Raw genomic sequence first — 19,793 nt, forward strand, 5'->3', positions numbered from 1 at the left:
TTACCCGGTATGAACGACGACGGCGGTGGCCAGCGCGGCGATGCCCTCGCCACGCCCGGTCAGGCCGAGACCGTCGGTGGTCGTCGCCGAGACGCTCACGGGTGCGCCGGCCGCCGCCGAGAGGACCGCTTCGGCCTCACTGCGGCGGGCGGCGAACCGGGGACGGTTGCCGATCAGCTGCACGGCGATATTGCCGACGCGGAAGCCCGCCCCCCGGACGATCGCGGCCGCCTCTGAAAGGATTGCCACCCCGGAGGCCCCGGCGAGTTCAGGGCGGTCGGTGCCGAAGTGGGTGCCGAGGTCGCCAAGGCCCGCCGCGGAGAAGAGCGCATCGGCGGCGGCGTGGGCGACGACGTCGCCGTCGGAGTGGCCCGCCAGCCCGCGCTCGCCCTCCCAGGAAAGGCCCGCGAGCCACAGGGGGGCCGGCGCATCCTCCGGGGCATAGGCGTGGATGTCGGTGCCGATACCGGTCCGGGGCAGGGGCGCCGCCGGGGGCAGTGCGCTTTCGGTCATGGGGGCCTCTTCGGGGTCGGCGGTGGGTGCAGGGGGCGTGCCGGCCGCAGTTTGAACGAGCGTTTCGGCGAGCATCAGGTCCAGCGGGGTGGTCACCTTGAAGGCGGCCGGGTCGCCCTCGACGGTGACGACGGGGGTGCCCGTGGCCTCGATGAGCATCGCGTCGTCGGTGATCAGCGGATCCCCGGCGCCGGTGCCCGCGTGCGCCTCCCGAAGCAGGCGCGCGGTGAAGCCCTGGGGTGTCTGGACGGCGCGCAGGCCGTCCCGGTCGGGAGTGCCTTCAACCCGGCCGCCGCGCACGGCCTTGACGGTGTCGGCCACCGGCACCACCGGGATCACCGCGTCCGCGCCCGCCGCGAGGCGGGAAACCACGCGCCTGAAGACCTCGGGCGGGGTCAGGGCGCGTGCGGCGTCGTGGACGAGGATGACCGGAGCGTCGGTGGAAAGCGCGGCGATGCCCGCCCGCACCGAGTCGGCCCGGCTGGCTCCGCCGTCGACGACCCGCACCGGGACCGCACCGGGGAGGCCTTCCGCCACCGACCGCAGGACGGCATCACCGGCGGGGATGACGACGGCGATTTCCGCGGCGACACCGGAGTCGAGCACCGAGCGCAGGGACCGCTCAAGGAGTGTGAGGCCTCCGCAGAGGACGCGGGCCTTGGGGATTCCGTGTCCCAGCCGCTGCCCGGAACCGGCGGCGACGATCACCACGCCCGCCGTTCCGGCTGGATGCGTGCTGGGAGGAAAAGGCGCTTTCGGGGAAGGCGTGGGGCGGGAGGACACCAAATCACCCTACGGCAGCCGAACGCAAAAGAAGGACCCCCCTCAGGGAGCCCTTCTTGTGCCTATGGACCTGCCGCCTAGGAGGCGAGGACCTCGTCGAGAACGCTTGCGGCCTTCTCTTCGTCGGTCTTCTCCGCCAGCGCGAGTTCGGAGATCAGGATCTGCCGCGCCTTGGCGAGCATCCTCTTCTCCCCGGCCGACAGCCCGCGGTCGTGATCACGGCGCCAGAGGTCGCGGACGACCTCGGCCACCTTGATGACGTCGCCGGATGCAAGCTTCTCAAGGTTCGCCTTGTATCGGCGCGACCAGTTGGTCGGCTCCTCGGTGAACTCGGCACGCAGTACGTCAAAGACGTGCTCCAGGCCTTCCTTGCCCACCACATCACGAACCCCGACAAGGTCGACGTTTTCTGCTGGTACTTCGATCGTTAGATCACCCTGTGCCACCTTGAGCTTGAGATACATCTTCTCTTCGCCCTTGATGACGCGCATCTTGATCTCTTCGATCTTCGCTGCGCCGTGGTGAGGGTAAACAACTGTTTCGCCAACCTCAAAAACCATGTGGACTTTCCCCTTTCCCGCAAGTCAGTTTATCACGGCGGCGACACGCCGACGGCGCGTTTTCGCAGGTCAGCGGCCTCCAACGGACCGGTTTCGCTATGATTCGCCTCTTGACGCGGCGGCGAATCGATGATCGGGCCCTGTCACGCGCGGCGAAACGGACTCCGCCAAACGGGCGCTTTGGCGATAGTGTGTTTCTAGTTTCACCACCCACCCCCGGCGCCGTGCCGGAAGACCCCAGGAGTTTGAGCTGTGAGAATTGCACCGAACCGCCGAGTGCAGCAGGCCGCCGTCGCCGGCGTCGTGCTGGCCATGCTGGGGATCACCGGCTGCAGCGTGATCAACGAGCAGTCAACCACCCGTCAGTACGCGGCGTCCGACGGCATTGTCGAGAACCTCGGCCCGGTGGAGCTGCGGAACATCCTGATCATCTCCACCGACGAGGGCGAGCCGGGGACCCTCCTCGGCACCGCATTCAACACGAGCGACGATCCGGTGCAGCTCACCATCGAGGGTGAGAACGAGACCTCCGAAATCACCATTGACGGCGGCGACAAGTACGTGTTCGAAGATGAGGTCGACGACGACGGCACCCTCGAGGGCATCAGTGAGATCCCGGGCTCCCTCGTCGACCTCGACTTCACCGTCGAATCCGAGACCGCGACCTATGGCGTACCGGTGCTCGATGGAACCCTGGCGGAATACCGCGAGTTCGTCCCGGGCGGATACACTCCGGAGCCCAGCGAGCCGGCCGCGACCGAAGAGGCCCACGGGGGCGAGTAGCTCCCCTCCGCCAGGCTGAGCCGGGGCCCAGTCCGGGCCCCGGCTCAGCGATTTAACCCCGGGACAGGACCCCTAGGGTCAGGTCTCCGACCCGCTCAGGGCTCGAACTTGTACCCGAGGCCGCGCACGGTGATCAGGTGGCGCGGCGCGGAGGAGTCGGGCTCGATCTTTCCCCGCAGCCGCTTGATGTGCACGTCGAGGGTCTTCGTGTCGCCGACATAGTCGGCGCCCCACACCCGGTCGATCAGCTGGCCGCGGGTGAGTACCCGGCCGGAGTTGCGCAGGAGCATCTCCAGTAGCTCGAACTCCTTGAGCGGCAGCGCCACCTGGGTGCCCTCGACGCTCACGACGTGCCGTTCGACGTCCATGCGGACCGGACCAGCCGAGACAGTGCCGGAGACGAGTTCCTCGGGCTCCCCCTGCCGGCGCAGGACCGCCCGGACCCGGGCGACGAGCTCCCGGGACGAGTAGGGCTTGGTGACGTAGTCGTCGGCGCCGAGCTCGAGCCCCACCACCTTGTCGATCTCCGAGTCCTTCGCGGTCAGCATGATCACGGGGACGCTTGAGCGCTGCCGCAGCTGACGGCATACCTCGGTCCCGGAAAGCCCCGGCAGCTGGAGGTCGAGCAGGACGAGGTCCGCCCCCGCCCGGTCGAATTCGGTGACCGCGTCGAGCCCGTTGTCGACGACGGCGACCTCGAAGCCCTCCTTCCCCAGCAGGTACGACAGCGGGTCGCTGAAGGACTCCTCATCTTCGACAATCAAAATCCGGGTCAAGCGCTCACTCCCTGCTCCTGGGCGTTGGTTCCGCCCTTTTTCTCTGGCTTTGAATCCGGCTGCGGTGTCGGCTGGGCGGCCGGCTGGGCTTCGGCGCCCTGCCCGTCGTCGGCCGATTCCATCTCGGGAAGCCGGACGGTGAAAGTGCTGCCCTGCCCGGCCATCGACCAGACGGTCACCTCGCCGCCGTGGTTGGAGACCACATGCTTGACGATGCTCAGCCCCAGACCCGTACCTCCGGTCGACCGCGAGCGCGCCGCGTCGATGCGGTAGAAGCGTTCGAAAATGCGTTCCTGTTCCTCGGCCGTGATCCCGGTGCCCTGGTCGGTGACCGAGACTTCGGCCAATCCGTCCCGGGAGCGCAGGCCGATCCCGACCCGGGTCCCCTCCGGCGAGTAGCGGATGGCGTTGTCGATCAGGTTACGGAACGCCGTCATCAGCTGGTCGGGGTCGCCGAAGACCGGCTCGTCGACGGTGCCGCGGACGACGATCTCAATGGAGTTACTCTCTGCCGGGAGCCGGTTCCGGTCGACGGCCTCCTGGATGACGGTGTTGAGGTTCACCGGCTTGCCCTTGCGCACGATGTCGGCGCCCTGCAGCCGGGAGAGCTCGATGATGTCCTGCACCAGGGCGGAGAGCCGCCCCGATTCCTTATGCATCCGCTGGGCGAACCGGCGGACCGCCACCTCGTCCTCGGCCGCGTCGTCAAGGGCCTCGGCCAGCAGAGAGATGGCGCCCACCGGGGTCTTCAGCTCGTGCGAAACGTTGGCGACGAAGTCGTTGCGGATCTCCTCGGTGCGCGTGATCTCGGTCCGGTCATCGGCCAGGATCAGGATGTACTCGGCGCCGAGGGAGGCGACGCGCACCTGCAGGATGATGGTGCCCTTGCCGAGCGGGCCGCGCGGCAGTTCGAGCTGCTGCTGCTCGATCACGCCGTCGCGGCGGACACGCGCCGTCAGGTTCAGCAGCTCGTCGTGCACCACCGTGTGTCCCCGGACCAACCCGAAGGCGTAGGCCGCGGGGCTGGCGCGGACGACGCCGTCGATGGCGTCGACGATCACGTAGGCGCGTCCGATGATGGAGAGCACCTCCGCCGCACCCTCGGGAAGGGTCGGTTCGTCATCGAAGAGGAGCTGGCTGTGCTTGGCCTCGCTGGCCCGGTAGGCCAGCATCCCGAACACGCCAAGGGCCAAGCCGACGAGCCCGGTGACCAGGCTGAGCAGTACTGGGTCCACGGTCATAGCTTATGCGCTGGAATCCCGGCCGGGCCCGCATCCGGTGGCAATAGGCGGGTGGTTCAACTAACGTTCACCTAAAGCTGCGGGAACGTTCATGAGGGGCTGAAAAGCTGGCCCGCGGACCTGTTCCCGCAGGTGAGTAGAAACTTCCTACGGAAAGGACGCCCACGTGCGTAAGGTTTTTCAGGCCGAACTCCACCAGATTGGCGAGGAACTGATTGAGATCTCGCAGCTGGTGTCGGAGGCCATCCAAAAAGCCAACAGCGCTTTCCAGGGTGCCGATACCGAGCTTGCCCAGGAAGTGATCGCGGCCGATGCCCGCATCGACTTCCTGCAGAACTCCCTCGACGAGCGGGCGATCGACATCCTTGCGCTGCAGGGGCCGGTCGCCAGCGACCTGCGGATGATCGTCGGGGCCCTGCGCATGAGCGCCTCCCTCGAGCGGATGGGTGATCTGGCCCGGCACGTGGCCCAGCTGGCACGCCTGCGCTACCCGGCCCACGTCATCCCCGAAAAGATCCGGCCGACCTTCGATGAGCTTGCCGTCCTGGACATCCAGATCGCCGGCAAGGTCACCGAACTGCTGGAGACGCGGAACCTCGACCTCACCAACGAGATCAACGCAGCCAACGCCCGGGTGAACGAGCTTCACGCAGGGGTGTTCAAGGCCGTCGCCGCCGCCGACTGGAACGAGTCGGCGCCGACCACCGTCGACGTCACCCTCGCCAGCCGGTACTTCGAACGCTTCGCCGACCACGGGGTTTCCGTGGCCCGCAAGGTCACCTACCTCGTCACCGGCGAGTGGCAGCCCAGCGCCCCGCTCAACTGAGCAGCGTGGACTGACGGCGTGAATTGACGGCGTGAATTGAACAGCGCGGACTGAACAGACGACGACGGCGGCTTCCGGAAGGAAGCCGCCGTCGCCTTTAAGCTCAAGTGCCTAGTGCTTGCCCTGGTTGGCCACGGCCCGGATTGAGGCAGCGGCGGCCTCGGCGTCGAGGTAGGTGCCACCGGCCTTGATCGGGGTGAGGTTCTCGTCCAGTTCGTACACCAGCGGAATGCCCGTGGGGATGTTCAGGGCGGCGATGTCCTTGTCGCTGATCCCGTCCAGGTGCTTCACGAGGGCGCGCAGCGAGTTGCCGTGCGCGGCGACGAGCACCGTCTTGCCGGACAGCAGGTCCTTGCTGATATCCGACTCCCAGTAGGGCAGGAACCGGTCGAGGACGTCCTTGAGGCACTCGGTGCGGGGCAGGTCCTCGCCGAGGTCCGCGTACCGCGGATCGTTGCTCTGGGAGTACTCGCTGGAGTCCTCGAGCGGCGGCGGCGGGGTGTCGTAGGAGCGGCGCCACAGCATGAACTGCTCCTCACCGAACTCGGCGAGGGTCTGGGCCTTGTCCTTGCCCTGGAGGGCACCGTAGTGGCGCTCGTTGAGGCGCCAGTTGCGCTTGACGTCGATCCAGGTGCGGTCGGCGGCCTCGAGGGCGAGGTTGGCCGTAATAATCGCGCGCTTCTGCCGCGAGGTGTAGACGATGTCCGGGAGGAGGCCCTCCTCGACAAGGAGTTCACCGCCGCGGATCGCTTCCTTACGGCCCTTTTCCGTCAGTGCCACGTCGACCCAGCCGGTGAACAGGTTCTTTTCGTTCCACTCGCTCTGTCCATGGCGCAGCAGAATCAGTTTGTGAGAAGTCATGGGTCCTAGTCTGCCGTATCCGGCGCCGGCGGGCATCCGTGCACCTGTGGTGCAAGTACCCTTGGACGGTGCACTTTCACCTCCGCGCCGGGAAGCCCGTAGGCGCCATCACACGCGGAACCACGAATCCCAACCGGCTCCGCCGGGTCGACCGGTGGCTGGCCGGGCCGCAGGCATGGCGCCTGCGCCGCGCGGAGGACCCCCTCGTCGTCGACCTCGGCTATGGCGCCGCACCGGTGACCGCCGTCGAACTGTTCGGCCGGCTGCGCCGGGTGCGCCCCGACAGCGAACTGATCGGCATCGAGATTGACCCGGCCCGGGTCGAGGCGGCGCGGCCGCTGGAGCGGGCGGGCCTCAGCTTCCGCCAGGGCGGCTTCGAAGTTCCGGTGGCCGGACGCCGCCCGGTGCTGGTGCGCGCGTTCAATGTGCTCCGCCAGTACGACGAGGAGGACTATCTGGCGCACTGGGACACGGTGCGGTCCCGGCTCTCCGAGGACGGGCTGTTCATCGACGGAACGTGCGATGAGATCGGCAGGCGGTCAACCTGGGCCGCCATCGACCGGCACGGTCCAGTGTCACTGAGCATCTCGATGCGCTTCGGCGCCTTCTCCCTGCCCTCGGACGTCGCCGAGCGCCTTCCGAAGGCCCTGATCCACCGCAACGTTCCCGGCGAAAACATTCACCGCTTCCTGCTGGCGATGGACCGGGCCTGGCTTGATGCGGCTCCGCTGGCCGCCTTCGGGGCGCGCCAGCGGTGGACGGCGATGTGCGCGGCGCTGGCGGAGGCAGGCTGGCCCCTGCTCGACTCGCCGTCGCGCTGGCGCCTCGGCGAGGTCACCGTGGCGTGGAGCGCCGTCGAGCCGGCCGGCACAGCCGGGCTGGCAGCGTAGAGGTCGGTATAGCTCCCGGGGCCTTACCAGGGGCCGTACGGACCCTGGTTGCCGCGGCCGCGGATCTCGCTGACCGCCGGCTTCACGTCGGCGAGGTAGACGCACGCGGCGACGACGGCGACCAGCTTGAACAGGCCGAATCCCGGGCTGAGTGCGCTGAAGATGCCGACGACCACGGCGCCGCCGGTGATGGCCATCCAGAAGCCCTTGGTGCGCTTGAGGGTCGCCTCAAAGGACGCCGCCGGGCGCCGCACGCAGTCGGCAAAGGCCCACAGCTCGAGACCCAGCGCAACATAGCCAAGAACGAGGTACAGGTAGAACTCGAAAGTCAGGATGATACCCACGGAGTTAGCTTAGCCGCTGGGATGCCTTGAGCGCGTTTTCGAGGTCCGCCCACAGATCCTCGACATTCTCGATGCCCACCGACAGCCGCACGAGGGCCTCGGGGACCGTGGCCGGCTCCCCCGGCTGGCGGCGCCGGCGTTCGATGAGGGATTCGACCCCTCCGAGCGAGGTTGCCGGCAGCCACAGGCGCACCGCCCCGACCAGCGCTTCGGCGGCTTCGACGCCCCCGGCCGGCTCGATGCAGACGATGGCGCCGAATCCGCTCAGCTGCGCCTTGGCCCTTTCGTGGCCGGGATCCTGCGGCAGTCCGGGGAAACGGACGCGGTCAACCGCCGGGTGGGCGGAGAGCCGGGCGGCGAGTTCGGCCGCGTTGGCCTGCGCCCGTTCCATCCGCACCGCCAGGGTGCGCAGCCCGCGCAGCGCCAGCCACACCTCGAAGGGACCGGCGACGGCGCCGTGCAGGGTCCGGTGGGCCAGCAGCCGCTCCCGCAGGGCAGGATCGGAGGTGGCGAGCGCCCCCAGGACGACGTCGGAGTGGCCCGAGAGGTACTTGGTCACCGAGTGCAGCACGATGTCGACCCCGGTCGCGAGCGGCCGGGAGAGCAGCGGGGTGTTGAAGGTGTTGTCGGTGACGACCAGCGCCCCGGCGGCGCGCGCGGCATCGGCCAGGCGCGTGGTCTCGGCCACCTCGAGCATGGGGTTGGTAGGGCTTTCCAGCCAGAGCATGCCTGCCGGTGAGCCGGGCAGCGCGTCGATCTCGCGCAGCACGGCGTCGGTGTCGGCGATGTCGACGGTGCGCAGTGTGAATCTGCCGGAGGCCGCCTCGGCCGTGGCGAGGCTGACGGAACCGGCGTAGGCGTGGCGCGGCATGATGACGGTGCCGCCGGCCGGCACGAGGGAGAGGGCCGCGGCGGCGGCGCCCAGCCCGGAGCTGAACACCAGGGCAGGGAGGGCCGCGCCCTCAAGCCGGCCCAGCGCCTCTTCGAAGGGGTCCCAGCTCGGGTTGGACATGCGCCCATAAATCCGGTCGCCCGGCTCCGGCGCCCGGGTTTCGTGGAAGGTCGTCGACAGCACCAGGGGCGGGTTGGCCGGGGCGTCATGCTCCCGGGCGGGCCGACCTGCCGCGACGACGACGGTATCGGGAGCCAGGTCGGGGTCGGAATTAGCCATGGGGAAAGGGTAGCCCGGAGGGTTTGTCCCTGCCGCACCGGCGGCGTCGGCAAGTGGGGGCGGCACTCGGTAGGCTGGGCGTGTGACTCTGTCGAATCCGCATCCGCTGCCGGGGCTTTTTATTGCTTTCGAGGGCGGCGACGGCGCGGGCAAGTCGACCCAGGTGGGCGCGCTGGTCCGGGCGCTGGAGGCCGAGGGCGTCCCCGTGGTGCGGACCCGCGAGCCCGGCGGCACCCCGGTGGGCGAGAAGCTGCGGGCCCTGGTGCTTGAACACGGGCAGGGCGAGATCGACGCCCGGACCGAAGCGCTGCTGTTCGCCGCCTCGCGTGCGGCCCACGTGCAGCAGGTGATCCTGCCCGCCCTGCGGCGCGGCGACGTCGTCGTCTGCGACCGGTACATCGACTCCTCGGTGGCATACCAGGGCGCGGGCCGCGGGCTGGGTGCCCGGGATGTCGAGGACCTCAATGTGTGGGCGGTCGGGGGGCTCCGGCCGGACCTGACCGTGCTGCTCGATGTGGAGCCGCAGGAGGGCCGCAACCGGCGCACCGCCGGCGATGCCCCCGAGGACCGGATGGAGTCCGAGCCCGACGACTTCCACGCGCGGATCCGCAGCGCCTTCCTCGAGGCGGCCGACCGCGATCCGGCCCGCTACCTGGTGCTCCCCGCAGCCTCTCCCGTCGGCGACCTGGCCCGGCGCGTGCTGGCCGCGGTCCGGGAGCGCCTCGCGTGAGCGTCTGGACCGACCTGCGCGGGCAGGAACCCGTGGTGGAGCAGCTGCAGCGGGCCTCCCGGTCCGGCGCACCCACCCACGCCTGGCTGTTCACCGGCCCGCCCGGGTCCGGCCGTTCAAACGCGGCGCGGGCGTTCGCCGCGGCCCTGCTGTGCGACCGGGACGTGACGGAGCGGGGCTGCGGCACGTGCAAGTCCTGCCGCACCGTGCTCGCCGGCTCGCACGCCGACCTGACCAACGTCACCACCGAGAAGGTCACCATCACCATCGACGAGGCGCGGGAGCTGGTGCGCAAGGCCCAGGACAAGCCCTCGACCGGCCGCTGGCGCGTGATCATCGTCGAGGATGCCGACCGCATGCAGGAACGCAGCACCAACGTGCTGCTGAAGGCCATCGAGGAACCGCCTCCGCGGACCATCTGGCTGCTGTGCGCCCCGAGCCCCGGCGACGTCCTGGTCACGATCCGCTCGCGCTGCCGCAGCGTCAGCCTGCGCCTGCCGCCGGTGCGCGATGTCGCCGACCTGCTGGTGCACCGTGACGGGATCGATCCGGCCACCGCGGAGGCGGCGGCACGGGCCGCCCAGAGCCACATCGGGGTGGCCAAGCGGCTCGCCACCGACGACGGCGCCCGTGAGCGCCGCAACCAGATTGTGCGGCTGCCGCTGACCCTGCGCTCGGTCTCCGGGGCCATGCAGGCCGCGGCTGACCTGGTGAAGCTTGCCGAGGCGGAGGCGCAGAGTTCCTTCGAGCAGCGCGACGCCTCCGAGCGGGCCGCCCTGCTCACCGCCCTGGGCGCACCGGAATCGGGAACCCTTCCCCCCTCGATGCGCAGCCAGGTCAAGCGCCTCGAAGAGGACCAGACGCGGCGGGCCAAGCGGTCGAAAAACGACTACTTCGACCGCGCCCTGACCGATCTGATTTCCTTCTACCGGGATGTGCTGATGCTCCAGGTCTCCAGCGGCCGCGACCTCGTCAATGAACCGCTGCGCCCCGAGCTCGAGGCCTTCGCGCGGCGGGAATCGGCGGAGGACACCCTGCGGCGCATCGACGTGATCAACGAGGTGCGCGAACGCCTCGTCAGCACCAACGTCTCGCCACTGCTGGCGATCGAGGCGATGGCCGTCGGCCTCCTGTCCCGGAAGGACCTTGCCTCATGACCGAGAATCCCGGGCGAACGCCCCGGCTGCGCCGCTGGGTGGCCTCCGGTGCAGCCGCGGCCCTGCTGCTCTCGGGCTGCACGCTGCTGCCCGGGCCGTCGGCGGACAAGGCCCCGGACACCGGAGCCGTGACGGCGGACCCGGACGCCGTCGGCGACGTCCCCGCCGGCCTTGAGCCCTTCTACAGCCAGGAGGTGGAGTGGGAGCCGTGCGAGGACGACTTCGCCTGCGCCCGGGTGGAGGTCCCCCTGGACTACAGCGACCCGGGACGGGCGACCATCGAGGTCGCGGCCATCCGTGCCGACGCGACGAAGGGTGAGCCGCAGGGCACGATCCTGGTCAATCCGGGCGGCCCGGGTGGGTCCGGGTACAACATCGTGCGGGACGCCCTCGACCGGGTGGTCAGCGACCGGCTCCGCGGGGGCTACGACGTCGTCGGATTCGACCCGCGCGGAGTCAACCGTTCCTCGGCGGTCGAGTGCCGCACGGACAAGGAGCAGGACGCCGCCCGCGAGGAGTTCATTCCGGCCGACACCCCCGACGGGGAGGCGCTCGAGCTGCTGCGGGCCGAGGCCCGGGAGTATGCCGACGTCTGTGCGGAGCGGACCGGGGAGCTGCTCGGTTTCGTCGACACGGACAGCGCCGCCCGGGACATGGACATCCTCCGCGCCCTCGTGGGCGATGCGAAGCTCAACTACCTTGGCTTCTCCTACGGCACGCAGCTGGGCGCCGCCTATGCCGGGCTGTTCCCGGAACGCTCCGGCCGCCTCGTGCTCGACGGCGCGCTGGACCCTGCCCTGAGCAACGAGCAGGTGACCCTGGGGCAGGCCGCCGCCTTCGAGAAGGCCCTGCGCGCCTATGTCGCCGGATGCCAGGCCGGGGACGACTGCCCGCTGCCCGGCGACGTCGACGCCGGCGTCGCCGCCCTGCAGGACCTCTTTCAGGAAGTCGAGGAGAACCCAAAGCCGGCCGAGGACGGGCGCCTGGTCACGATCGGCAGCTTCGTGCAGGGCTTCATCCTTCCCCTGTACGACGACTCGAACTGGCCCACGCTCACCAGCGCGGTGAACACCGCCCTGCAGGGCGACTACACCGACATGATGTACCTGGCGGACCTCGCCTTCGAGCGGGAGGCCGACGGCACCTACAGCACCAACGCGACCGACGCCTTCCTCGCGGTGAACTGCCTCGACTACCCGATGGTGTCCGATCCCGACCAGATGCGCCGGGACGAGGCGGCGCTGGTGGCGGCGTCGCCCACCTTCGGTGCGTTCCTCGCCTACGGCGGGCTGACCTGCGAGGCATGGAAGTACGGCCCGGTGGGAGAACCGGCCCCTGCCAGAGCGCCGGGGGCGGACCCGCTGCTGGTCATCGGGACCACCGGTGATCCGGCCACCCCGTATGAGTGGTCCCTGGCCCTGGCGGAGCAGCTTGAGTCCGCCGTGCACGTCACCTGGGAGGGTGAGGGGCACACCGCCTACGGACGCTCCAACGACTGCATCACGGACATCGTTGATTCCTATTTCCTCGAGGGCGCTGTCCCCAAGGACGGGGTCCGCTGCTGAACGGGCAAGCCCGGGCACAGGTGGGCGTGCTTTTGACCACCGGGCGCAGGCTCTTATAGAGTTGCTTCTTGTGGATTGAGGGACCAATCGGTCCGGCTCATGAAGCGTGCCTCCTTAGCTCAGTCGGTAGAGCGTCTCACTCGTAATGAGAAGGTCGCCAGTTCGACTCTGGCAGGAGGCTCCACCGGAACCCCGCGCTTCGACGAAGCCGCGGGGTTTTCTGTCTCCGCTCCCGCCATCACGCCCTCAGGGAAACGCCTTTACGCCCGGCGGCGTTGGAGGGATCATCGACTGCGGGAGCTGATGTGGAAAAGATTAGAAACACCATCGACGGCGCAGCGCTGAGCGCCGCCCACTTCCTCAGCGCCAAGGCGTCAGACCCGATCTCCCTGGGCGACGTCGCCGACCACGTCGGGTACAGCCCGTCCCATCTCGTGCGCCTCTTCGAATCCGTCGTAGGAGTGCCGCCCGGACGATACCTGGCCCAGCTGCGCTTCGAACGAGCCAAGACCCTGCTGCTCACCAGCGGTGAGCCGGTGCGCGACATCTGCTTCGAGGTCGGCTTCACCTCGCTGGGCACCTTCAGCCGGCGTTTCGCCGAGGGTGTCGGGTACAGTCCCGGGCGCTTCCGGGTGCTGCCCCACATCCTCGCGGACCATCCACCGCGCCCCCTCCACCTGCCCACCGGACTTACCAGCGGAGGAACCATCTCCGGGGTGACCGTCCTGAGCCGCGCGGCCACGGAGGCCGTCGGGCCCAACCCCGCCCTGTACGTGGGGCTGTTCACCACGCCCTCGGCGAAGGGCCGGCCCGTGACCAGTTCACTGCTCGACGGCGTCGACACCTTCGCGTTCGTCAATGTCCCGCCGGGGAGGTTCTGGGTGCTCGCCTCGGCCCTGCCGGGTGCGGCCGAGCCGCTGCGGCAGCTGGTCCCGCTGCGCAGCGTGTACGGCAGGACGATGCGGCCGATCCTTGTGGGGCGGGGCGCACCACACCACCATGTCGCCATCGAGCTGGAGCCGGCCGAGGAATGGCAGCTGCCGGTCCTCCTCGCCGTGCCGGCGCTCGCCTCGGCCGGGACCTGACGCAGCCCCGGCCGGGGCGCGCCAGCCTCAGTTCATCGCGGGCCCGGTCTGGCCCGAGCGCATCCGGGGCACTGTCGCGCGCCACCCGGCTGAAGACGCAGGAAGGCCACCCGGCACACCGGGTGGCCTTCCTGCAAGGGACAAGGTCCCTTGATGTGGCTTAGCCTACGGAGCCGCGCGGGCTCGGCCCACGCGCGGCGCCTGGCTGGAATCAGGCGAAGTCCGCCGTCGCGGGGTCGGTTCCGATACGGCCCGCCTCACCCTTGTCCAGCGCCGAGATGGCCTGGATGTCCTCGTCGGCGAGCTCCACGTCGAGTGCGGCCCAGTTCTCCGCGATGCGCGACTCGGTGACCGTCTTGGGGATCACGACATTGCCGAGGGCGAGGTGCCAGGCGAGGACAACCTGGCCCGGGGTCGCGCCGCGCTTGGCGGCGATGTCCTTCAGCACGGGGTCCTCGAGAAGGCCCTTGCCGGAGCCGAGGGGCGAGTAGGCCTCGTGGAGAATGTCCTTCTCCGCGTGGAAGGCCCTCAGCTCGGGCTGGCTGAAGTAGGGGTGGGACTCGACCTGGTTGATGACCGGCACGACGCCGGTCTCGTCGATGATCTCCTGGAGCGCCTCGATGGTGAAGTTGGAGACGCCGATGCTGCGCACGCGCCCCTGCTTCTGCAGTTCGATGAGCGCCTTCCAGGTGTCGAGGTACTTACCCTGCTTCGGCTGGAGCCAGTGGATCAGGTACAGGTCGAGGGTTTCGAGGCCCAGCTTCTCCATCGACTCATCGAAGGCCCGCAGGGTGCTTTCGTAGCCCTGGTCGGAGTTCCAGAGCTTGGTCGTGATGAACAGATCCTCAGTGGGGATGCCCGAGGCCGCGATCGCACGTCCTACCCCGGCCTCGTTCCCATAGATCATCGCGGTGTCGATGTGGCGGTAGCCGGCCTGGAATGCCTGGCCCACCACCTTCTCTGCGGTGTCGTCCTTAACCTGCCACACGCCAAAGCCGAGCTGGGGGATCGAGAGTCCGTCGTTGAATTTCAGTTCCGGTGATGTAGTCATAGGGACCTAACTAATCACATCCGGCAGCTATTTCACAACGTCAATCTTCAGCACCCTTAGTACCGGTAGTGTGCCTAGCCCGGAAGCTGACGTTCCGCTTCGAGCACGTCCTCAACCACAAGTTCGGCGCGCCGCCGGACGTTGTCGAGCCCGGCCGAGGCCACGCCCCACCGCTCCCCGTCCAGGCGCGTCATGGCCGCGGCCTCCGCCGTCGTGGCAAGGGTGTTGCCGGCGCGGGAAAGAGCCCGATGGACCGAAATGACGGCGCCGGGGATATCGAGGCCCTCGCTGGGCCATCGAGCCTGGGCCTGGGCGCACACAGCGCGGACCCGTGGCAGCAGGTCCCCCAGCTGGTTGGCGACGGCGACGAGTTCGTTGTACACGTCGTCGTCCTCGACCCCCTCGAGGATCTGGTGGTACCGGTCGAGGCCGCGGCGGAACCGGTCGTGGGCGCGGCGCCACACCCCGTTTCCCAGGTCGGCATCATCCTTGCGGCCCTGCCGGGCCGCAGCAAACAGTCCCATGGTCCGCTAAAGGTATTGGCCGGGCCCGCGGTGCTCCGGGTCCGCCGGTGCCTGCTTGCCCGGGGTCCGGACGGGTTCGCCGTCCGCGCCGACGACGACGCCAGGGGCGATGACGGTACCCGGCGGAAGCTGGCGGAGCTGGAGCTTCGCGGCGAGTTGCTGGTTGGCCATCTGCTGGGCGGCGAGGGCCGTCTGGATGCCGTGGAAGAGACCCTCGAGCCAGCCGACGAGCTGTGCCTGGGCAACCCTCAGCTCTGCGTCCGTGGGGACGGAATCCTCCTCGAAAGGCAGGTTGATGCGGTGGAGTTCCTGCACCAGTTCCGGCGCGAGGCCGTCCTCGAGCTCCTTGACCGAGCGTTCGTGGATCTCGGCGAGGCGGGTGCGGCCGGCGTCGTCGAGCGGTGCCGAGCGCACCTCCTCGAGGAGCTGCTTCAGCATGGTGCCGATCCGCATGACCTTGGCCGGCTGGTCCACGAGATCCGCCAGCGACGCGCGGGCCGGCCCGGGTGCGTCCGAGGCCGATCCCGGCGCGTCGGGGCCCGACCCCGGGTTATCGGAGGCCGAGCCCGGCACCGCGGGCCCGGACAGCGGGCCGTCGCCGCCAAGTACCGGTTCGGAGTCGGGGACGCCGGATGAAGAACTGCCTGGCTGCTGTTCGGTCATGGGTTTATGTTCTCACGGGCGGCCGGAGGGGTGCTGGTGACGCTCCGCCGGCTCCGCACGTGCCGACCCGTGAAAAGGACCGGCCGGAGACGTCCCCCCAAGGGCATCTCCGGCCGGCCCGGTCGGTGGGCGCGTAGCCGCGCCGTTCGGTGGGAGCCTAGCAGCAGCGCCCTTCGGGGTTGGCGTCCTGGCGGTCCGTGCGGTCCCGCCAGAACTGCCGCTCGGTCATGGGCGGCTCGGAGCAGTGCGAGGCCTCGTGGTGCTCAAGGTACGCCGCGTAGGCGTTCTCGCCCAGCACGCCCTTGAAGAACCACGCCACCCCGCGTGCCGCGTCCCGTGCCCTGCCGAGGGCAGTTCCGGTACTCATCAGTGACCGGACCTTACCGGGCGCTTGGTGGCCCCGAGCGCGTTCCACTGCGCCTCCAGCTCCTTCTCGGGCGGGGTCGGGATCAGCCCGGCCGGCGCGTAGGTGCGGGAGGGCACCGGCGCGTCCTCGGTCTCGACTCCGCCGCCGTTGCGGTAAGCCTTGATCGTGGCGAGGATCGCCGTGATGATCACGATGATCGCCAGCGTTACGAAGACAATGGACAAGGTGCCCTGGATGAAGGTGTTGGTCACCACCTTCTCCATGGCTGCGGTGTCCGCGGCGTTGCCGAAGCTCTCCTCACCGGCGGCGAGGGCGTCCTTGAACGCGTTGTGCTGCGCCCAGTAGCCGATGGCGGGCACCGGGGAGAAGATCTTCAGGAACGACGCCGAGATGGTCACCACGGCGGCGAAGGCCAGCGGAAGCGCGGGGATCCACAGGTACTTGAAGGCCCCCTTCTTCGCGCAGATCGCCATGCACACGGCCAGCGCGATGGCGGCAAGCAGCTGGTTGGCGATGCCGAACAGCGGGAACAGGGTGTTGATGCCGCCGAGCGGATCGGTGACACCCATGATGAGGATCGCGCCCCAGCCGGCGACCATGATTGCCGTGCAGAGCCAGGCCCCGACCCGCCACGAGGTGTCGCGGAAGCGGGGGATGAAGTTGCCGATGCTGTCCTGCAGCATGAACCGCGCCACGCGGGTTCCGGCGTCGACGGCGGTCAGGATGAACAGCGCCTCGAACATGATGGCGAAGTGGTACCAGAACGCCATGGCTCCCGATCCCCCGAACAGGCCTTGCATGATCTGGGCGATGCCGACGGCAAGGGTGGGCGCCCCGCCGGTGCGGGAGACAATCGATTCCTCACCGACGTTGCCGGCCAGTGAGGTCAGCGCCTCCGGGGTGAGGTTCACGCCGGTCAGCCCGAGGCCGTTGACGAAGGCTACAGCGCCCTCGACCGTTCCTCCCGTGGCCGCTGCGGAGGTGTTCATGGCGAAGTAAATGCCCCGGTCGATTGAGAGGGCGGCAACGAGGGCCATGATCGCGACGAAGGATTCCATCAGCATGCCGCCGTACCCGATGAAGCGGGTCTGGCGTTCCTTCTCGATCAGTTTCGGCGTCGTCCCCGACGAGATCAGGGCGTGGAAGCCCGACAGCGCGCCGCAGGCGATGGTGACGAAAAGGAACGGGAAGAGCGGGCCGGGGACCACCGGGCCGGTGCCCGTTGCGGCGAACTCGCTGATGGCGGGAACGCTGATCTCGGGGCGGGTGATGATGATGGCCACGGCCAGCAGCACGATGGTGCCGATCTTCATGAAGGTCGACAGGTAGTCACGGGGTGCGAGGAGCAGCCAGACCGGCAGGACCGCGGCGATGAAGCCGTAGATGATGATGCCCCACGCGATGGTGACGCGGTCGAGGGTGAAGAGCGCGACGCCCCATTCCGTTTCGGCGATCCAGCCGCCGGCGACGATGGCGAGCATCAGCAGGGCGAAGCCGATCAGGGAGACCTCGGTGACCTTGCCCGGGCGCAGGAAGCGCAGGTAGACGCCCATGAACAGCGCGATCGGGATGGTCATGGAGACCGAGAAGACGCCCCAGGGGCTCTCGCCGAGGGCGTTCACGACGACCAGGGCGAGGATGGCCACGATGATGATCATGATAGTCAGGGTCGCGATCAGCGCCGCCGTACCGCCGATGACGCCGAGTTCCTCGCGGGCCATCTGGCCCAGGGAGCGGCCGCCGCGGCGCATTGAGAAGAACATGACGAGGTAGTCCTGCACCGCGCCGGCGAGGATCACCCCGACGATGATCCACAGCGTGCCGGGAAGATAGCCCATCTGGGCGGCGAGGACCGGGCCGACGAGCGGGCCGGCGCCGGCGATTGCCGCGAAGTGGTGCCCGTAGAGCACGCGGCGGTCGGTGGCCACGTAGTCCTTGCCGTCCGCCTTGTACTCGGCGGGGGTGGCACGACGGTCATCGGGCTGCAGCAGTTTGCGCTCGATGAACTTGGAGTAGAACCGGTAGGCGATGAAGTAGGTGCTGACCGCCGCGAAGACGAACCAGATGGCGTTGACGGTTTCGCCGCGGACGATGGCCAGCATGATCCAGGCGATGCCACCCAGCAGGGCGATGCCCAGCCAGAGCGCGATTTTGGCCGGTGTCCACCGGCGGTCCTCCGCGTCAGCCACCGCCGCGTCGATCGCGGTGGGCGGAAGATCGGGGTCGGTCTCGAGCACGCCTTTGTGCCCGTGCGCCCCGTTGTGCTTCTCACTCATGATGCTCCTTGGAATACGAGTGGTGTGATGCACACGAAGGTAGCAACCTACTGAGGTGCACGTCACATCTCAAGGCGCCGACGGGGCTCTCGTCGCCGAAGGGCACCGCCGGTGCGGTGAACGGTACGGCCTCAGCGGCCGTCGTTGTCCCGGGCGTTCGATCCTTCGCTCAGGCTGGCATGGGTGTGCGTGCGGGGGTCCTCGCCCTCGTTGGCGGTGTCCTGCGGGCCGCTGTCGACGCCGTCGGGAACCTGGTCCGCGAGGTTCTCGGTGAAGCTGTCGGCGGCCTGCGCCAGGCCGCTCTTGTCCTTCTCCCCCGCGTCGTCGTTGGCACTGGATGTCATGGTGTTCCTCCTCAGTCCGGTTGGACGCCTCAAGATTCGCACACTCCCCGCCCGCAAGGAAGCATGCCGATGGTCCCGGCGGAGGTTGACTAGACGGTCAGGAGGATCTTGCCCGTGTGCTCTCCGGAATCGAAGTACTCATGGGCGGCGGCGGCCTCGGCGAGGGGGAAGGTGCGGCCCACCAGGGGTCGTACGCGTCCGGCTGCGACCAGCGGCCAGACCTCCCGTTCCACGGCGGCCATGATCTCCGCCTTCTGCTGCGGCGGCCGGGCCCGCAGGGTGGATCCGGCGATGCTGGCCCGCTTGGTCATCAGGGCTCCAAGGTTCACCTCGGCCGTCGTGCCGCCCTGGAGGCCGATCACCACGAGACGGCCGCCGACGGCGAGCGCGGAGATGTTCCGCTCCAGGTACTTCGCTCCGACGACGTCGAGGATCACGTCGGCGCCCGCGCCTCCGGTCGCCGCCCGGGCCTCTTCCACGAAGTCCTGCTCGCGGTAGTTGATGGCGGCAGCCGCGCCCAGGGATGCCGCCAGCTGCAGCTTGTCCGGCGACCCCGCGGTCACCAGCGGCACTGCCCCGAAGGCCCGGGCGAGCTGGATGGCCATGGTGCCGATGCCGCCGGCGCCGCCGTGGATCAGCACGGTCTCCCCGGCCTTCAGGCCCGCCGTCAAGAACAGGTTCGAGTACACCGTCGCGGCGGTCTCCGGAAGGGCGGCGGCCTCAACCAACTCCAAACCGTCCGGCACTTCAAGGACCTGCCCGGCCGGCACAGCGACCTTCTCCGCGTAGCCTCCGCCGGAGAGCAGTGCCACTACCTCGGCGCCGGCCGGGAGGGCGGAGCCGTTCGGGTCGGAAATCCTGCCGGAGACCTCGAGGCCCGGGTATTCGGAGGCGCCGGGCGGCGGCGGGTAGACCCCGCGGCGCTGCTGCACGTCGGCCCGGTTCAGGCCGGCGGCGACGACGTCGATCACCACCTCGCCCGGCTTCGGCTCCGGCTCCGGAACCTCCCGCAGTTCGAGCATTTCCGGTCCTCCCGGACCGCGGATGACGACTGCTTTCACGGGCGTTCTCCGATCGATTTGGGATTTGGGTGGGGCAGGTTCCCATGAAACACTACTCAGTGGGGAAGGTTGTCCGAGCGGCCGAAGGAGCTGGTCTTGAAAACCAGTGGGCGGTTACCCCGTCTCAAGGGTTCGAATCCCTTACCTTCCGCTCCCTGAAGGAACGGCCCCGGCAGCAGCCGGGGCCGTTCCTTTTTCGTGGGTCGGCCCCTCTTTTTTCGT

The 19,793-nt window shown here is 69.0% G+C and carries 21 protein-coding genes and 2 tRNA genes; 9 read left to right on the top strand and 14 right to left on the bottom strand.

The annotated features are described in order from the left end of the window. A complete protein-coding gene (gene ispD / locus GVV77_RS05195; protein WP_159617074.1) occupies nucleotides 1-1,224 on the bottom strand; it encodes a 2-C-methyl-D-erythritol 4-phosphate cytidylyltransferase in 1,224 nt (407 codons plus the stop codon). A 149-nt stretch (nucleotides 1,225-1,373) separates the two neighbouring features. Beyond that, nucleotides 1,374-1,856: a CarD family transcriptional regulator gene (locus tag GVV77_RS05200; RefSeq protein ID WP_028280415.1), complete on the bottom strand. Its 483-nt coding sequence runs from the start codon at nucleotides 1,854-1,856 to the stop codon at nucleotides 1,374-1,376. 252 nt (nucleotides 1,857-2,108) lie between these two features. Between GVV77_RS05200 and GVV77_RS05205 the strand changes: the two genes are divergently transcribed. Continuing rightward, entirely contained in the window at nucleotides 2,109-2,639 is a 531-nt protein-coding gene (locus GVV77_RS05205; protein WP_159617076.1) for a hypothetical protein, read from the top strand. 95 nt (nucleotides 2,640-2,734) lie between these two features. Here the strand turns inward: GVV77_RS05205 and GVV77_RS05210 are convergent, their stop codons facing one another. Beyond that, complete coding sequence (locus tag GVV77_RS05210) at nucleotides 2,735-3,415, bottom strand: response regulator transcription factor (protein WP_159617078.1); 681 nt, start codon at nucleotides 3,413-3,415, stop codon at nucleotides 2,735-2,737. Continuing rightward, complete coding sequence (locus GVV77_RS05215; RefSeq protein ID WP_246199658.1) at nucleotides 3,412-4,650, bottom strand: sensor histidine kinase; 1,239 nt, start codon at nucleotides 4,648-4,650, stop codon at nucleotides 3,412-3,414. The genes GVV77_RS05210 and GVV77_RS05215 overlap by 4 nt, the downstream gene beginning before the upstream one ends. 172 nt (nucleotides 4,651-4,822) lie before the next feature. On the opposite strand from GVV77_RS05215, the gene phoU reads away from it, so the two are divergent. Continuing rightward, complete coding sequence (phoU, locus tag GVV77_RS05220) at nucleotides 4,823-5,482, top strand: phosphate signaling complex protein PhoU (RefSeq protein WP_159617082.1); 660 nt, start codon at nucleotides 4,823-4,825, stop codon at nucleotides 5,480-5,482. A 111-nt stretch (nucleotides 5,483-5,593) separates the two neighbouring features. On the opposite strand, the gene GVV77_RS05225 is transcribed toward phoU, so the two are convergent. Continuing rightward, complete coding sequence (locus tag GVV77_RS05225) at nucleotides 5,594-6,343, bottom strand: phosphoglyceromutase (RefSeq protein WP_159617084.1); 750 nt, start codon at nucleotides 6,341-6,343, stop codon at nucleotides 5,594-5,596. A gap of 68 nt (nucleotides 6,344-6,411) precedes the next feature. Here GVV77_RS05225 and GVV77_RS05230 point away from each other — a divergent pair, with 68 nt between their 5' ends. Continuing rightward, on the top strand, nucleotides 6,412-7,233 hold the full coding sequence (locus GVV77_RS05230) for an O-methyltransferase (protein WP_159617086.1): 822 nt from the start codon (nucleotides 6,412-6,414) through the stop codon (nucleotides 7,231-7,233). 23 nt (nucleotides 7,234-7,256) lie between these two features. Here the strand turns inward: GVV77_RS05230 and GVV77_RS05235 are convergent, their stop codons facing one another. Both GVV77_RS05235 and GVV77_RS05240 read right to left on the bottom strand, forming a co-directional pair. Continuing rightward, nucleotides 7,257-7,577, bottom strand: a complete 321-nt coding sequence (locus tag GVV77_RS05235) for a DUF2516 family protein (RefSeq protein WP_246018999.1) — start codon at nucleotides 7,575-7,577, stop codon at nucleotides 7,257-7,259. 4 nt (nucleotides 7,578-7,581) lie between these two features. After that, nucleotides 7,582-8,748, bottom strand: a complete 1,167-nt coding sequence (locus GVV77_RS05240) for a trans-sulfuration enzyme family protein (protein ID WP_159617088.1) — start codon at nucleotides 8,746-8,748, stop codon at nucleotides 7,582-7,584. 82 nt (nucleotides 8,749-8,830) lie between these two features. On the opposite strand from GVV77_RS05240, the gene tmk reads away from it, so the two are divergent. From tmk to GVV77_RS05265, 5 genes are all read left to right on the top strand, one after another. Then, a complete protein-coding gene (gene tmk, locus GVV77_RS05245) occupies nucleotides 8,831-9,478 on the top strand; it encodes a dTMP kinase (RefSeq protein WP_246199659.1) in 648 nt (215 codons plus the stop codon). Beyond that, nucleotides 9,475-10,635, top strand: a complete 1,161-nt coding sequence (locus tag GVV77_RS05250; protein WP_159617090.1) for a DNA polymerase III subunit delta' — start codon at nucleotides 9,475-9,477, stop codon at nucleotides 10,633-10,635. Before tmk ends, GVV77_RS05250 begins: the two co-directional genes overlap by 4 nt. Next, nucleotides 10,632-12,200, top strand: a complete 1,569-nt coding sequence (locus GVV77_RS05255; RefSeq protein ID WP_159617092.1) for an alpha/beta hydrolase — start codon at nucleotides 10,632-10,634, stop codon at nucleotides 12,198-12,200. The genes GVV77_RS05250 and GVV77_RS05255 overlap by 4 nt, the downstream gene beginning before the upstream one ends. 108 nt (nucleotides 12,201-12,308) lie before the next feature. Further along, a tRNA-Thr gene (locus GVV77_RS05260) sits at nucleotides 12,309-12,384 on the top strand. Nucleotides 12,385-12,505: 121 nt separating this feature from the next. Further along, entirely contained in the window at nucleotides 12,506-13,285 is a 780-nt protein-coding gene (locus GVV77_RS05265; protein ID WP_201291362.1) for a helix-turn-helix transcriptional regulator, read from the top strand. 211 nt (nucleotides 13,286-13,496) lie between these two features. Here GVV77_RS05265 and GVV77_RS05270 read toward each other — a convergent pair whose 3' ends face one another. The 7 genes from GVV77_RS05270 to GVV77_RS05300 form a co-directional block, all read right to left on the bottom strand. Then, nucleotides 13,497-14,336: an aldo/keto reductase gene (locus tag GVV77_RS05270; RefSeq protein ID WP_159617094.1), complete on the bottom strand. Its 840-nt coding sequence runs from the start codon at nucleotides 14,334-14,336 to the stop codon at nucleotides 13,497-13,499. A 74-nt stretch (nucleotides 14,337-14,410) separates the two neighbouring features. Next, nucleotides 14,411-14,860 carry a hypothetical protein gene (locus GVV77_RS05275; protein WP_159617096.1) on the bottom strand — a complete coding sequence of 150 codons (450 nt, stop codon included), beginning with the start codon at nucleotides 14,858-14,860 and terminating at the stop codon, nucleotides 14,411-14,413. Between the two features lie 6 nt (nucleotides 14,861-14,866). Next, nucleotides 14,867-15,523: a bacterial proteasome activator family protein gene (locus GVV77_RS05280; RefSeq protein ID WP_159617098.1), complete on the bottom strand. Its 657-nt coding sequence runs from the start codon at nucleotides 15,521-15,523 to the stop codon at nucleotides 14,867-14,869. 157 nt (nucleotides 15,524-15,680) lie between these two features. Then, nucleotides 15,681-15,890: a YbdD/YjiX family protein gene (locus tag GVV77_RS05285; RefSeq protein ID WP_159617100.1), complete on the bottom strand. Its 210-nt coding sequence runs from the start codon at nucleotides 15,888-15,890 to the stop codon at nucleotides 15,681-15,683. Further along, nucleotides 15,890-18,166, bottom strand: a complete 2,277-nt coding sequence (locus GVV77_RS05290) for a carbon starvation CstA family protein (RefSeq protein ID WP_159617102.1) — start codon at nucleotides 18,164-18,166, stop codon at nucleotides 15,890-15,892. Before GVV77_RS05290 ends, GVV77_RS05285 begins: the two co-directional genes overlap by 1 nt. A 131-nt stretch (nucleotides 18,167-18,297) precedes the next feature. Next, nucleotides 18,298-18,510: a hypothetical protein gene (locus tag GVV77_RS05295; RefSeq protein WP_159617104.1), complete on the bottom strand. Its 213-nt coding sequence runs from the start codon at nucleotides 18,508-18,510 to the stop codon at nucleotides 18,298-18,300. Nucleotides 18,511-18,599: 89 nt separating this feature from the next. Then, on the bottom strand, nucleotides 18,600-19,571 hold the full coding sequence (locus GVV77_RS05300; RefSeq protein ID WP_159617106.1) for an NAD(P)H-quinone oxidoreductase: 972 nt from the start codon (nucleotides 19,569-19,571) through the stop codon (nucleotides 18,600-18,602). A 63-nt stretch (nucleotides 19,572-19,634) separates the two neighbouring features. On the opposite strand from GVV77_RS05300, the gene GVV77_RS05305 reads away from it, so the two are divergent. Further along, a tRNA-Ser gene (locus tag GVV77_RS05305) sits at nucleotides 19,635-19,722 on the top strand. Nucleotides 19,723-19,793: the final 71 nt, after the last annotated feature.

The sequence above is a fragment of the Arthrobacter zhaoguopingii genome (assembly GCF_009828605.1).
Lineage (GTDB): Bacteria > Actinomycetota > Actinomycetes > Actinomycetales > Micrococcaceae > Arthrobacter_D > Arthrobacter_D zhaoguopingii.